Origin of the sequence: Gilliamella sp. ESL0405, assembly GCF_019469205.1 — a bacterium.
Taxonomy (GTDB): domain Bacteria; phylum Pseudomonadota; class Gammaproteobacteria; order Enterobacterales; family Orbaceae; genus Gilliamella.
This window is the reverse complement of sequence record NZ_CP048265.1, coordinates 389,060-403,839: the sequence shown is the minus strand read 5'-3', so window position 1 is coordinate 403,839 and position 14,780 is coordinate 389,060. Positions and strand designations below refer to the sequence as shown.

Annotated in this window: 12 protein-coding genes; 7 read left to right on the top strand and 5 right to left on the bottom strand. The window is 39.1% G+C overall.

From position 1 onward, the window contains the following. Positions 1-12: 12 nt before the first annotated feature. The 4 genes from recJ (at position 13) to GYM74_RS01845 (ending at position 5,222) form a co-directional block, all read left to right on the top strand. A complete protein-coding gene (gene recJ, locus GYM74_RS01860) occupies positions 13-1,749 on the top strand; it encodes a single-stranded-DNA-specific exonuclease RecJ (RefSeq protein WP_220218807.1) in 1,737 nt (578 codons plus the stop codon). Between the two features lie 111 nt (positions 1,750-1,860). Beyond that, positions 1,861-3,258, top strand: coding sequence for a UDP-N-acetylmuramate:L-alanyl-gamma-D-glutamyl-meso-diaminopimelate ligase (gene mpl / locus GYM74_RS01855; RefSeq protein ID WP_220218806.1), 1,398 nt, complete (start codon positions 1,861-1,863; stop codon positions 3,256-3,258). A gap of 64 nt (positions 3,259-3,322) precedes the next feature. After that, complete coding sequence (locus GYM74_RS01850) at positions 3,323-4,807, top strand: NAD(P)H-hydrate dehydratase (protein WP_220218805.1); 1,485 nt, start codon at positions 3,323-3,325, stop codon at positions 4,805-4,807. Positions 4,808-4,862: 55 nt separating this feature from the next. Further along, entirely contained in the window at positions 4,863-5,222 is a 360-nt protein-coding gene (locus GYM74_RS01845) for a helix-turn-helix domain-containing protein (protein WP_220218804.1), read from the top strand. A gap of 72 nt (positions 5,223-5,294) precedes the next feature. Here GYM74_RS01845 and GYM74_RS01840 read toward each other — a convergent pair whose 3' ends face one another. Continuing rightward, positions 5,295-6,662 carry an L-serine ammonia-lyase gene (locus tag GYM74_RS01840; RefSeq protein WP_220218803.1) on the bottom strand — a complete coding sequence of 456 codons (1,368 nt, stop codon included), beginning with the start codon at positions 6,660-6,662 and terminating at the stop codon, positions 5,295-5,297. Positions 6,663-6,917: 255 nt separating this feature from the next. Beyond that, positions 6,918-8,222 (bottom strand): serine/threonine transporter, encoded by a 1,305-nt coding sequence (locus GYM74_RS01835; RefSeq protein ID WP_220218802.1) that lies wholly within the window; start codon positions 8,220-8,222, stop codon positions 6,918-6,920. A gap of 359 nt (positions 8,223-8,581) precedes the next feature. Between GYM74_RS01835 and proS the strand changes: the two genes are divergently transcribed. The 3 genes from proS to GYM74_RS01820 all read left to right on the top strand — a co-directional run bounded on the left by proS (position 8,582) and on the right by GYM74_RS01820 (position 12,510). Then, entirely contained in the window at positions 8,582-10,303 is a 1,722-nt protein-coding gene (gene proS, locus GYM74_RS01830) for a proline--tRNA ligase (protein ID WP_220218801.1), read from the top strand. Between the two features lie 20 nt (positions 10,304-10,323). After that, complete coding sequence (locus GYM74_RS01825; RefSeq protein ID WP_220218800.1) at positions 10,324-10,908, top strand: tyrosine-protein phosphatase; 585 nt, start codon at positions 10,324-10,326, stop codon at positions 10,906-10,908. Positions 10,909-11,046: 138 nt separating this feature from the next. Further along, positions 11,047-12,510 carry a M48 family metalloprotease gene (locus tag GYM74_RS01820; protein WP_370634034.1) on the top strand — a complete coding sequence of 488 codons (1,464 nt, stop codon included), beginning with the start codon at positions 11,047-11,049 and terminating at the stop codon, positions 12,508-12,510. Positions 12,511-12,567: 57 nt separating this feature from the next. On the opposite strand, the gene GYM74_RS01815 is transcribed toward GYM74_RS01820, so the two are convergent. The 3 genes from GYM74_RS01815 to GYM74_RS01805 are packed head-to-tail and all read right to left on the bottom strand — an operon-like array spanning position 12,568 to position 14,712. After that, positions 12,568-13,230 (bottom strand): histidine phosphatase family protein, encoded by a 663-nt coding sequence (locus GYM74_RS01815; RefSeq protein ID WP_220218798.1) that lies wholly within the window; start codon positions 13,228-13,230, stop codon positions 12,568-12,570. A gap of 22 nt (positions 13,231-13,252) precedes the next feature. Beyond that, the gene (gene rluC, locus GYM74_RS01810; protein WP_220218797.1) at positions 13,253-14,236 is read right to left on the bottom strand and encodes a 23S rRNA pseudouridine(955/2504/2580) synthase RluC; all 984 of its coding nucleotides are present in this window, start codon (positions 14,234-14,236) and stop codon (positions 13,253-13,255) included. Then, positions 14,206-14,712 carry a hypothetical protein gene (locus GYM74_RS01805; protein ID WP_220218796.1) on the bottom strand — a complete coding sequence of 169 codons (507 nt, stop codon included), beginning with the start codon at positions 14,710-14,712 and terminating at the stop codon, positions 14,206-14,208. Before GYM74_RS01805 ends, rluC begins: the two co-directional genes overlap by 31 nt. Positions 14,713-14,780: the final 68 nt, after the last annotated feature.

The following is a 14,780-nucleotide window of genomic DNA, read 5'->3' as shown; positions in this document are numbered from 1 at the left end:
AACATTTACATTATGAGAAAAAATAGATTATTACATCGTCCGTTACCGCAATCGCTCCCGGAATTACCGAAAGATATTCCGCAACTATTGCAGCGAATTTATGCACTACGAGGCGTAAAATCAATAAAAGAACTTGACTATACCACACGCAATTTAACCGGTTATGATAATTTAGATGGTATCAATGATGCTGTCGAATTGCTTTATCAAGCAATGAAAAATAATCAACGTGTTATGATTGTCGGTGATTTTGATACCGACGGCGCAACCAGCACCGCTTTAACAGTCAGAGCCCTAAAAAAAATGGGGTGCCAATTTGTTGATTATATTATACCTGATCGTTTTCAAGACGGTTATGGCTTAAGCACCAGTGTGGTTGAGAAAGCCATAGCTCAAAAAGCCGATCTTATTGTGACTGTCGATAATGGGATATCTTCATTCGATGCGGTTGAATTTGCCAAACAATCGAATATTGCGGTTATCATCACCGATCATCACTTATGTCCGGAGCAGTTACCTAATGCTGATGCCATAGTCAATCCGAATTTGCCTGATTGCGCTTTCCCTTCTAAACATTTAGCCGGCGTAGGTGTGGCGTTTTATTTAATGCTGGCTTTACGGGCTAAATTGCGCAAGGAAAACTGGTTTGCAAGCAATAACTTAGAAGAATATAACATTGCCAGCTTACTGGACTTAGTGGCTTTAGGAACGATTGCTGATGTGGTGCAATTAGATCATAACAATCGTATATTAGTACATCAAGGAGTCAATCGGATTCGTTCCGGCTATTGTTGTGCTGGTATCAAAGCATTATTGCAAGTTGCGAAAAAAGAGGCGGCTTGTTTTACCTCTATCGATCTTGCTTACTATATTGCGCCGCGCTTAAATGCCGCAGGAAGAATGGATAATATGTCATTGGGAGTGGAATTATTACTCTGTGATGATTTTGACACCGCCATTAAACAAGCAACCGAACTTGATGCGTTAAATAACGATCGCAAATTAATCGAACAAACAATGCATAAAGAAGCGTTATCGCTTATTGAAAAGATAGAAACACAAAAAGCGGCAATTCCTAGTGCATTAGTTGTTCATCATCCACAATGGCATCAAGGGATTATTGGGATATTATCGGCTCGGTTGAAAGAGAAATACTATCGACCAGTGATTTCATTTGCTTCAACACAAGACGGTCTATTAAAAGGCTCCGGCCGATCGATTGCCGGTTTACATTTGCGTGATCTGATTGAACAGTTAGATCAGCTTCATCCTGATCTTTTAGTCAGCTTTGGTGGGCACGCTATGGCGGTGGGGTTGTCTATTCGAGAACAAGATTTAGCCCATTTTACCGACAGTTTTGAAGCACTGGTTGATCAAGTATTAAATGATGAATTGCTTGAACAAGTGATTGAAACCGACGGTGAGATAGCCAGTCAAGATTTCAATTATGCTATAGCCAAACAGCTAAAAGATTCAGGCCCATGGGGAGAAGGCTTTTCCGAACCAATTTTTGACGGTGAGTTTATCGTTCACAGACAGCAGTTATTTGCCGAAAAACATCTTAGATTAGTACTGGAGCCGAAACAAGGTGGACCTATTATTGAAGGGATATATTTCAATGCTGATACAACTAAATGGCCTGATCAATCAATCAAAAATGTAACAATCGTTTATCACTTAGGTGTCGATGAGTTTCGAGGCAATCAAGCTGCAAAATTAATGATAAGGCATTTATGGCCTATCGCATAAGCCATAAAAATCGACTATAATTAACGAAACTACTTCAAAAAACCTATTTAACCAAACTGGTAACAAAACCATTATTTTTTACTACAATTTATACAAAGTTAAGGACTAAAAATGCATATTCATATTCTTGGTATCTGTGGCACATTTATGGGAGGAATTGCATTAATAGCCCGCTCACTAGGTCACAAAGTCACCGGTTCAGACAAAAATGTTTACCCGCCGATGAGCACCTTGTTACAACGAGAAAATGTCGAAATCATTGAAGGCGACGATCCTGCGCAATTAAATCCTACACCGGATTTAGTTATCATTGGTAACGCATTATCACGGGGTAATCCTTGTGTGGAATACATTTTAGATAATAACATTCCTTATATCTCAGCACCGCAATGGTTGCATGATAATGTGTTAAAAGATCGCTGGGTGATTGCGGTTGCCGGTACTCATGGTAAAACTACTACCGCCAGCATGGTAAACTGGATCTTAGAACAACAAGGCTTTAAGCAAGGCTTTGTTATTGGTGGCGTACCTGGAAACTTTGACATATCAGCCAGATTAGGCGAAGGAAATTTCTTTGTTATTGAAGCTGACGAGTATGACTGTTCGTTCTTTGATAAACGCTCCAAATTCATGCACTATTGCCCGAAAACGCTAATAATGAACAACTTAGAATTTGACCACGCTGACATATTTGATGATCTCAGCTCAATTCAAAAACAGTTTCATCACTTAGTGCGCTTAGTGCCAAGTAAAGGTCTGATTATTGCACCTCAAGAAGATGTCAATCTTAAACAGGTGTTAGCCAAAGGTTGTTGGAGTGATCAAATTTTTACTGAATCGGAAACAGGTTGGTTAGCCCAACGAATGAATAACGATGCCAGCCACTTTGCGGTCTACTTTAATGGTAATAAAGTAGGCGAAGTTCGATACTCTTTAGTTGGTGAACATAATATGCACAATGCCATAATGGCTATTGCTGCTGCCAACAATGTCGGGGTTAAAGCTGAAGATGCTTGTCAGGCATTAGGCTCATTTATCAATGCCAAACGACGTTTAGAGTTATATGGTCAAGTGAATAATATTGAAATTTATGACGACTTTGCGCATCATCCAACCGCAATTTTAGCGACGTTAGAAGCATTACGCAGTAAAATTGGTGCTAATCGCCGAATTTTAGCCGTACTCGAACCACGTTCTAACACCATGAAACTCGGAATATCTAAAGATGAGCTTGCACCGTCGCTTGGGCGGGCTGACGAAGTTTACATGTTCCAACCGGAACAGTTACCTTGGTTGGTTGTTGATGTTGTTGATGCCTGTATTCAACCGGCTTATTGGTCGGGCGATATCGATCTTTTAGTTGAAATGATCACAAAATCCGCAAAACCGACCGACGCTATATTGATTATGAGTAATGGTGGTTTTAATGGTATTCATAAAAAGATTTTAGATAGTCTGGAAAAACAACAAATTAAAAATCAGCAAGACAAACCCTTGTTAATCAAATAGTCGTTTTCACCCCTTCAAAGATATGCCACAGCGTGTGGCATACCGTTACCAACAAGGAGACTGCATGCAATACTTAGTCACCTCGTCTGAAATGCAGCACTATGATGCTCATACTTCGCAAACAATCGGCTTGCCTGCACTAGTGTTAATGGAACGAGCGGCATTAGCGGTCGTCAATCAACTTCAAACTGAAGATTTTAACCTAAGCAGAGTTGCGCTCATATGTGGTTATGGTAACAATGGTGGAGACGGCATTGCCGTTGCGCGTTTACTCAAATTACACCATATCGATGTGACAGTCTATTTAGTTGGCTTACCTAATAGTGCATCGGCTCAAACATTACAGCAAATTAAAATCGCTCAGCACTATCAAATCCCTGTCATGACATCGTTACCCGATTCACTTTCGTCCTATACAACGGTTGTCGATGCTATTTTCGGTATCGGTCTTAATCGCAATGTTAGCGGTGAATTTTTGCGGGCTATTGAGCTGATTAATCAAAGTCATGCCGATGTGCTAGCGATTGATATCCCTTCCGGCGTGTGTGCCGACACCGGAAAAATATTAGGTGCGGCGGTAAAAGCGAAACAGACAGTAACCTTTGCCTATTCTAAGCTCGGATTATCCTTCTATCCTGGCCTTGAGTTAGCCGGCAAAGTAACGATTGCCGATATTGGGATTTATGCCGACAAACCGGCTTCGCATTATACTTTCGAGCAAGATGATCTCGATAAATTATTACCGATACGAGCAAATGACTCCCATAAAGGCTCTTATGGTAAAGTATTGACAATCGCCGGTTCGCAAAACATGTCCGGTGCCGCTTACTTATCGGCTAAAGCCGCCTATCGAGCCGGCGCCGGGTTAGTACGTATTTACACACCAATTTGTAATAGCACAATTTTATTATCCCAACTCCCCGAAGCATTATTATCGCCTTTTACACCAAATCACGTTAATTTTACTGAACTCGAAACATGGATAAATTGGGCATCGGTAATTGTTATCGGCCCCGGTATGGGGGTATCAGATGATAGTCATCAGATTTTATCTTACGTGCTTAACCATGCGACCGTGCCAATTATTATTGATGCTGACGGACTTAATGTGTTATCGCAAGATTTGTCATTACTTAAGCAAGCCAAATCGCCCATTATCCTTACACCACATTTAGGTGAAATGGCCAGCCTAACCAAACGCGCTATCGATGAAATTAAACATAATTTAATCGCAATAGCAAAAACTTTTTCGCAAAAGCACAATGTCATTTGTGTGTTAAAAGATGCTAAGACCGTCGTTGCCCAACCTCACAAACCGACTTATATTAATCAATCGGGTAATAATGGTATGGCAACGGCAGGATCAGGTGATGTGTTAACTGGCATTATAGCCGGACTTATTGCCGGTCATTTACCCGCCGCTCAAGCAGCCCCAGTAAGTGTTTACTTGCACGGTTTGGCTGGTAATAATGCGGCTGAAAAATTAAATAAATACAGTTTATTAGCTTCTGATATCATCGAAGGTTTAACCCATATACTACCCAATTAATCCCAAAATAACAGGCTCGAAACCCAATGCATTATCTCTATATTGAGGATAACTCATGAATGAAACAACCGAAATGGTTGCCATGTTATGTCGCAGAATAAAAATGGCCAGAATTGAAAAAAATTTATCACAACAAGAACTTGCCCAAAAATCTGAGCTTGGCATAGCAACCATTAAACGCATCGAAAGTGGTGAATCCATTACTTTACATACACTGATTAACGTACTAAAAGGATTGGGCGAGCTTGATCAGCTCAATAATTTACTTGCCTACAATGAACTGATGCATCATACATCAACTGAGCAAGCTAAACGAAAAAGAAAGTTACGTTCAATAAAAAGTGAAAAAGCCGATATGCTGGCCAATAATGATTTTTTACGTTCTAAAGTCAATACCATGCGCTGGAAATATTAACTTTGATCGCTTCAATTCGCCAAATTGTTAGTCGGCGAATTGAAGGATTAATTTATCGCAGTTAACGGCAAATTAACTACAATGAACGGTAATTGCCAGCCCGCCTCGTGATGTTTCACGATATTTAGCGTTCATGTCTTTACCGGTTTCATACATGGTTTCAATCACCTTATCAAGCGACACTTTGGCAACGGTTGTGCGTCTTAAAGCCATACGAGTGGCATTAATTGCTTTAACAGCGGCGATAGCATTACGCTCAATACATGGCACTTGTACTTGCCCGGCAACCGGATCGCAAGTTAAACCTAAATTATGTTCCATGGCAATTTCAGCGGCCATACAAACTTGTTGCGGATTCCCACCTAAAAGCTCAGCAAGCCCAGCGGCAGCCATGGAGCAAGCAACACCAACTTCACCCTGACACCCTACTTCTGCACCCGATATTGAGGCATTTTTTTGATAAAGCTGCCCAATTGCGCCACAAGTTAAAAAGAAACGCATTGAGATATCCGGCGTAACAGGATTAATAAACTTATCATAATAGGCAAGCACCGCAGGAATGATCCCACATGCACCATTAGTTGGCGCCGTGACAACCCGCCCACCGGCAGCATTCTCTTCACTCACCGCTAAGGCAAACATATTGACCCAATCAATAATGACCATAGGATCGCTGATAATATTATCTTTGGTGGTCGATAATTGACGGTACAAGGAAAACGCTCGGCGTGGCACTTTAAGCGGGCCGGGTAATAACCCTTCGGTGTTCATGCCACGTTTAATACAATCTAAAATAGTCTGCCCGACACGATGAAAATAGTCTTCAATCTCTTCATAAGAGTGCAATTCCAGCTCGTTTTTCATCATAATACTGGAAATGGATAACGAATTATCTTCACACGATTTTAATAGCTGTGCGGCAGTCGAAAATGGATAAGGCAACAAAACCGGATTTTGCTCTTGCTGACCAAATTGCGCCTCTTCAACAATTTTGCCCCCACCAACAGAGTAGTAAGTTTTTTGAAACAGCAGCTCATCGCCATGATAAGCGCTTAATGTCATACCATTTTCATGTAATGGTAAAAATTTAGAATGAAAAACCATACACTCAGCTAGTGGAAAATCAATTTCATAACGATTGTCATAAATCGATAACCGATTAGTCTGACTAATTTTTTCAATAAATATCGGGATGTTATCAATATTGACGGTATCGGGTTTTTCACCAGCCAGCCCCAGAATAATGGCGATATCGGTCTGATGCCCCTTACCGGTTAGTGATAATGAACCATAAACATCTGCTACAATTTTGGTTACAGACGGCATCAACCCTTGACTTATCAGCTCATCGACAAATGCTTTTCCAGCTCGCATTGGTCCGACTGTATGTGAACTTGACGGCCCAATACCGATTTTAAATATTTCAAATACCGAACTCATATTTTTCCCTTTTCAAAGCCCAATGTAACTGAGCCTTTTTGATAAAAACTTTATAGATTACTCAAACAAATTGGATAACAAACATCTGTGTTAAAAGCTTAACAACCACCAGTTAGGACAAAACGCCTCACGCTTAGAATGAAAAATTAGGACTGCTTTATAACACAATTGCTATCAACTTGAAGAATATTTATCCGCCTATTAACCTAAGCGGATTTTTTCTTTAAATGGTCATCATTACTGATAAATTCAAGCTTAAAGCAAATTATAAATAGCTGCTGAAATAGCAATCAAACCCATAATGACAATAAATACATTACTTAATTTGCCACGATACTTAGCTAATGCCGGTAATTTGTTGATCGCATACATTGGCATTAAAAACAGCAGTATCGCTAAAATTGGACCACCCAATGATTCAATTAAACCTAAAATACTCGGATTAAGTGTGGCTGTTCCCCAGGCCGTGATAAACATAAAGCCAATGGCAATTTTATCTAATTTTGCCGGTGAAATTGTTTTATCACAGCTACGCAGTGCTTTATTAACCACGCCATTAAAGCCCTCTTTACCCCCTAAATAGTGGCCTAAAAATGATTTCGCCATTGCAATAAACGCAATTGGGGGCCCAATATACTCAATAACAGGTGAATTAAATCGGTTTGCCAAATAAGATAATGTCGAAATATTTTGTGCTTTTGCATCCAACAGCTCAGCAGGGGTTAAGCAAAGTGCACAGCTAAACACAAAAAACATGACCGTTACAACCATCATTATATTACTTGCAGCAATAATTGTAGAGCATTTTGGTTCAGCGTAAACATCGCCATACTCTTTGCGTTTAGCAACGGCTAAAGAAGAGATAATTGGAGAGTGATTAAATGCAAATACCATAACCGGAATAACCAGCCACAGCGTCATTAAAATACTTTGACTGCCGTCACTACCGGCCCCACTTAATGATACGTTAGCAAAAATTTCACCATTCCATTCCGGAATTAAAAATAGCGCTAAAATCATCAGTACAGCAATAAAAGGAAACACTAAAATCGACATCACTTTGACAATCAGCTCTTCACCAAAGTGAACAATCGACATTAAAAAAGCGACTAATACAAAAGATAATAACGCCCTTGGTATCGATGCCATGCCTAATTGATGTACCATAAAGCTATCAACAGTATTGGTGATACCAACGCTGTAAACCAATAAAATCGGGTAGATAGCAAAGAAATAAAGCACCGTGATAAAGTTGCCGGCAGTTCGTCCAAATGCCTCTTCAACCACCACCGTGATATCACCTTCAGGATTTTTACCCGATAAAACAAATCGACATAACGCTTGATGAGCAAAAAACGTCATCGGAAAGGCAAGGACTAACATCACCAATAGTGGAATCAAGCCTCCGACACCTGCATTTATTGGTAAAAACAGAACGCCAGCCCCGATTGCTGTGCCATACAGACTTAGCATCCATAAGGTATCACTTTTACGCCACTTAGGTAATTTTACCCCATTGGTACCCCCAACAACATCTTTGTTTTCTACAGCATTATCCATATTAAAATTCTCCTATACCTAAAAATTTGGGCGTATGATATCAATTTAACAACGTTACTAAAGTGATCTACATCACACAAATAGATAAAAAATTAAATATAATCAATGGGATAAACATATCTTTTTTGATACCTAGCCAACTTCCTAATTGCTAAAGCATCACTTTTGATACGAAATACATAAAAATCACTATCCTAATTACATAAATCTGTAGGTTGATCTAACTAAACTCTTTTAAACCAATTATGCCACTGCAAAAAAAATAACAATAAAATTACTTTAGTGTTACGTTAGGTACTGCTAAACTAGCTAACATTTTTATTATATTTATAGATAAATTATTTTTTCAGGATAAACGTATGCGAACCAGTAAATATCTTCTTTCTACGTTAAAAGAAACGCCTGCTGATGCTGAAGTCATTAGCCATCAATTAATGTTACGTGCCGGAATGATCCGCAAAGTTGCCGCGGGATTATATACTTGGCTACCGACTGGTTATCGTGTGCTAAAAAAAGTTGAAAACATTGTTCGTGAAGAGATGAATAAAGCCGGTGCGATCGAAGTGCTAATGCCGGTTGTTCAACCTGCCGATATTTGGCAAGAGAGCGGACGCTGGGAACAATATGGTCCGGAATTATTAAGAATTAAAGATCGTGGCGATCGTGATTTTGTCTTAGGCCCAACCCATGAAGAAGTCATTACTGATTTAGTGCGTAATGAAGTGAGTTCATATAAACAATTACCGCTAAATATTTATCAAATTCAAACAAAATTCCGTGATGAAGTTCGCCCAAGATTTGGCGTGATGCGATCACGTGAATTTATTATGAAAGATGCTTATTCGTTCCATACCACTCAAGAATCGCTTCAAGAAACTTATGATGATATGTATAAAGCCTATAGTGCGGTATTTACTCGTGCCGGATTAAACTTTAGAGCGGTGCGAGCGGATACAGGCTCAATTGGTGGTAACTGGTCACACGAATTTCAGGTATTAGCTGACAGCGGCGAGGATGATATTGTTTTTTCAACCGAATCGGATTACGCTGCCAATATTGAAATGGCACAAGCATTAGCACCAACGCAAACTCGCCTTGCGCCAACAAGTGCCATGACATTAGTTGATACGCCTAATGCCAAAACTATTGAGGAATTAGTCGAACAATTTGAATTACCGATTGAAAAAACGGTTAAAACACTCATGGTTAAAGCAAGTAAAGAGAGTGGGCACCAGCTAGTTGCACTATTAGTCCGTGGTGACCATAGTTTAAATGAGATTAAAGCAGAAAAGATTGATATTGTGGCATCTCCTCTTGAATTTGCGACCGAAGAAGAGATACGGGCAATTGTCAAAGCTGGACCAGGATCATTGGGACCAATTAATCTCAATATGCCAATTATTATTGACCGTGATGTGGCTGTAATGAGTGATTTTAGTGCAGGCGCCAATATCGATCATAAGCACTACTTTAATATCAACTGGGAACGTGATTGCCCGCTTCCTCGCATCGAAGATATTCGTAATGTTGTTGAAGGAGATATCAGCCCGGATGGTAAAGGCACGCTACAAATAAAACGAGGTATCGAAGTTGGGCATATTTTCCAACTGGGTACTAAGTACTCACAAGCAATGAAAGCCACCGTACAAGGTGAAGATGGTCAAAACCATGTGATGATCATGGGCTGTTATGGTATTGGTGTAAGCCGTATTGTTGCTGCTGCCATTGAGCAGTGTCATGATGAACGTGGGATTGTATGGCCAGAAGCAATTGCGCCTTTCAGTGTTGTGATTATACCTATGAACATGCATAAATCAGAAAAAGTACAAGCAACGGCTGAAAAGCTCTATGCCGACTTGCAAGCTGCTGGCATAGAAGTACTATTTGATGATCGTAAAGAGCGCCCGGGCGTTATGTTTGCTGATGCTGAGCTTATCGGTATTCCACACACCATTGTCATTGGCGAAAGAAACTTAGATAACGGCGAAGTTGAATATAAACATCGTGCCGGTGGTGATAAAACGCTGGTTAAAGTTGAAGATATCCTTAGCTTTATCCAAAAGCGTCGTCAGTCAATTTAACACTGAATCAATTATTGAAGATGAATTATAAAACACAACATCTAATAGCAAACTATCCAAGCATACTAAAACAATTGGTGATGCTATTATTGTTGTGTTATTTAATTTTGATTACCACCGGTTGCCAGTTGCCGAATAAAAACCAGCTGGAACTACCCGGCAATTTTCATAAAATTTCTGATGATGTTTATCGCGCCGAACAACCAACAACGAAACAGCTACAGAATCTTAATGAGCTGGGCTTTAAAACTATCATTAATTTACGATTATTGCACAGCGATCGTGGTAGATTAACCGATACTAACCTGTCTGAGGTTTGGGTTAGAATGCGAGCCGGTGATATCAATGATGAAAACATGATTGAAGTGCTGACCGCTATTGCCAAATCCCCTAAACCGATTCTGATCCATTGTTGGCATGGTAGCGATCGCACCGGTGTAGTCAGTGCGATGTACCGTTTGGTTTTTCAAAACTGGACAAAAGAGCAAGCAATAAACGAATTGATGCAACCGGAATTGGGTTATCACAAAAAAGCATACCCCAATATCATACAATATCTGAAACAAGTGGATGTTGAAAAAATCCGTGCAGTCGTATTTCAATAATTTATTTTACGAATAAAAAACCGTTCAAGTTCGCCTCAATACGCATTTTATGCTTTTTTAGGAAAGGCTATTAAAATTCAGTGTGGTATTGTCTTTTTTTTCAGCTAAAATAACTGCCTATCACTCCTATGATTATGGTTGAAAAGAATGTTAAAGAAAGCAATCGCATTAGTTTTATCAAGTACATTATTATTACAAAATAGCGCTGTCGTCTACGCGAATAACATCTCCCTACCGGATATCGGCACCGCTGCCGCTTCGACCTTAAGTATTGGTCAAGAACTGGAAATGGGCGATTACTACATGCGAATGCTTCGAGCCAGTGCGCCAATCATTAACGATCCGGTTTTGAACCAATATATTAATGAGATTGGCAAAAAGTTAGTGTCAAAATCTGAATCCGTGCAAACCCCTTTCCATTTTTACATTATGCGAAGCGATGTGCTAAATGCTTTCGCCTTTTTTGGTGGAAATGTGGTGATTCATTCTAAACTTATATTAGATACCGATAACGAAAGCCAACTCGCCTCCGTTATGGCGCATGAAATTGGCCATGTTACTCAACGCCATTTGGCAAGAGCAATGGAAGCACAGAATCGTAATAGCCCTTATGTCTGGGGAGCTACGTTATGCTCGTTATTGCTTACTTTAGCCAATCCTGAAGCTGGCATGGCAGCCATGACCGGCACGATGGCAGGATCGCAACAAAGCATGATAAGCTTTACTCAATCAAATGAACAAGAGGCCGATCGTGTCGGGCTTAGAACATTAGTGAAAGCGGGTTTTGATCCTAACGCTTCATCTGAATTTTTACAAAAACTCGCCGATCAAAGCCGTTTTACCACTAAACCGCCAGAAATTTTATTGACTCACCCCTTACCCAATAGCCGTTTAAGCGATGTTCGCAGCCGTTCCTTACAGTACGGTAAAAAAAATGTCTCCTCGTCAATAGACTACTATTTAGCCAAAGCACGACTTGCTATTCTTTATAACTCAAGAAATAAAAACATTGCTAAACTCTTGATTGAAGATTACAAAAAACTTAATACGCCACAAAGTAAAGTAGCCATTATCTATGCCAATGCGCTGGTTGATAATCATAATGGCAACAATCAGAAAGCTAAAGAGCAACTACAACCATTATTAGATAATGATCCAAACAATATCTGGTATATCGATTTAATGACCGATATTGATTTGGCAATGAATAATGGCAGCAGCGCTATTACTCGCCTGCAAGCGGCACTGAAACATTCACCGAATAACGCGGCATTAAAGCTTAACCTTGCAAATGCCTATATTAAAACGAAAAACTATCAGCAAGCTGCCAGTTTGTTACATCGTTATACCTTTGATAACAGTGATGATCAAAACGGCTGGGAATTACTGGTACAAGCTTACGGTGGCTTAAATTCACGCGCGCAAGAGATGAGCGCTCAAGCTGAAGTACAAGCGTTAGACGGTGATTTTGAAGGGGCAATTAATATCTTGCAAAATGCCAAACGTCAAACCAAAAACAATCAGACTTTAATTTCAAAGATTGATGCAAGAATTAATCAAATACAAAAACTACAAAAACGCTATGCGCCTTATCGAAGATAACAAGTAGCAAAACATCTCCAGACGACATTCACGATGAGTCTGGAGAATAAAATCACACTATTTTTGGTTTAAATGATCGACATTATTGAAGAATTTAACTGAAAATTGACCTTCTGTCTGATCATCTGATTGCTGATAGTTCACCACGCTAATACTGGTATTTAACATTCGTGGGAAGTAATCCTCGTCACGATGCAACCGCCAGTCACCGCCATTTAGAACGCAAAGCAATAAGCGCAATACCGTGCCATGCGAAACCACAAGAATGTTACCATTTTGTTCGGGTGCATTTTGCACAATGGTGGTTAATGCGTTTTTCATTCGGGATAGCACTTCAAGGTAGTTTTCACCTTGATTGACACTTGCATCAAAATTAGCCGGATCGGTTAAATAAGTATTAAATTCCGGGACTTCTTTTTTCAGCATAGGAACATGCTGACCTTCCCAGGTACCAAAATCCATTTCCCGAAGATCGGCAAGTTCAAATGTTGGTATCACATTATCATTTTCATGAATAATATAATCTCGAGTTTCCATTGCTCGTTGCTGAGGGCTGGAATACGCCTGCATAAAAGGCACATTTTTTAAATGCTGTCCGGTCACTTTAGCCCCTAAAATACCGTCTTGTGTTAAAGGAGAATTTTGCGATCCTTGCATCTGATCTTTAATATTCCATTCAGTTTGACCGTGTCTTATTAGATATAAATTTAGATCTTTCATTCGTGCTTACTACCTTTTAATTTTATGATTTTGACTGTTGATGTTTATCTTTTCTCAGCAATGCCAAACAAGTTTGCAAAGTCTCATCCATCGGCGCTTGTAGTTGCATTGGCTCTAAGCTTTTGGGATGAATAAATTTTACATTGGCAGCGTGTAAAAATAATCGATTCAACTCGGTTTTATTTAATAATACATCAAATTGATGACAACCATACCTGTCATCAAAAGCAATCGGGTGTCCGGTATATTGAGTATGCACCCGAATTTGATGCGTTCGCCCTGTGACAGGACTTGCTTTTATCAATGTGGCACATTCAAACCGCTCTTCAACTTTAAAGCGTGTTTCTGAAGGTTTACCATTTTTATCGACTTTAACCACACGTTCACCACTTTTAAGCACATTTTTAAGCAACGGCGCTTGCACGACTTTGCATTCAGAAGGCCAACTGCCTTTGACTAAAGCAAGATAGTTTTTGGTCATCTGTTTTAATCGGAGTTGTTCATGCAGTGCTTTTAAAGCTGAACGTTTTTTAGCAATTAACAGCACACCCGAGGTTTCACGGTCGATACGGTGAACTAATTCAAGAAATTTTGCTTCTGGTCTTAACGCACGTAATCCCTCAATAACGCCAAAACTCAGCCCACTACCGCCGTGCACCGCGATGCCGGAAGGTTTGTTAATGGCCAAAATGACCTCATCTTCATAAATAATCGCTTTTTCTAAATCAGCCACTTTGTTGAGCTTAGTTGATATTTCCGGCGCGGGCTTTTCTGACACACGAATAGGCGGAATACGAATTTCATCCCCGATATTTAACTTATATTCGGGTTTTATACGTTTTTTGTTAACCCGCACTTCCCCCTTTCTCAATATGCGATAAATCATACTTTTTGGGACACCTTTTAAATGTGTGATCAAAAAGTTATCGATACGTTGAGTCGCATTTTCTTCAGATATCGTCACAAAAGTAACGTTTAATTTTTTTTGTGGGGCGTTTGTATGCATATAGGTGATAACTCGTTGATAATTGCTTCCCAATAATAATCCAGACTTTGAAAATGATTAGTTAATATATTCATTTTTTGTTCAAAATCATCAAAATAGTGTGCTCTATTTTTTTTATCATTTTTCCAATTATTTAAAAATAATTCATAATAATAAATAGAGAATAGAAATTGAAATAATCCAACATTTAATATAATTTTTTTCTTATTTGAAGGAAAAAATAAATAAACGTGATGATTAGTAATATTATATATTATCTTTCCATTTTCACTATCATCTAAAATTAATTCATTATTATTGAGATAGTTAGTTTCTTTTGTAAATTTAAAATCTAATTCTGTGGAGTTGGGTAAACCGATATTAAATAGTATTTCTGCATCTTCAATATTTAAACTATCTCTTAAATCATTGTTATCGTTTTTTATAATTAAATTATCTTGAAAAAATAATTTGATTTGCGCTAGTTGATTTGTCATTCTTCTTCCATTATTACTAGGGAAAACCGGTTTTTTGCAAATATTAAATTTTCAATATCTGCTTAAAC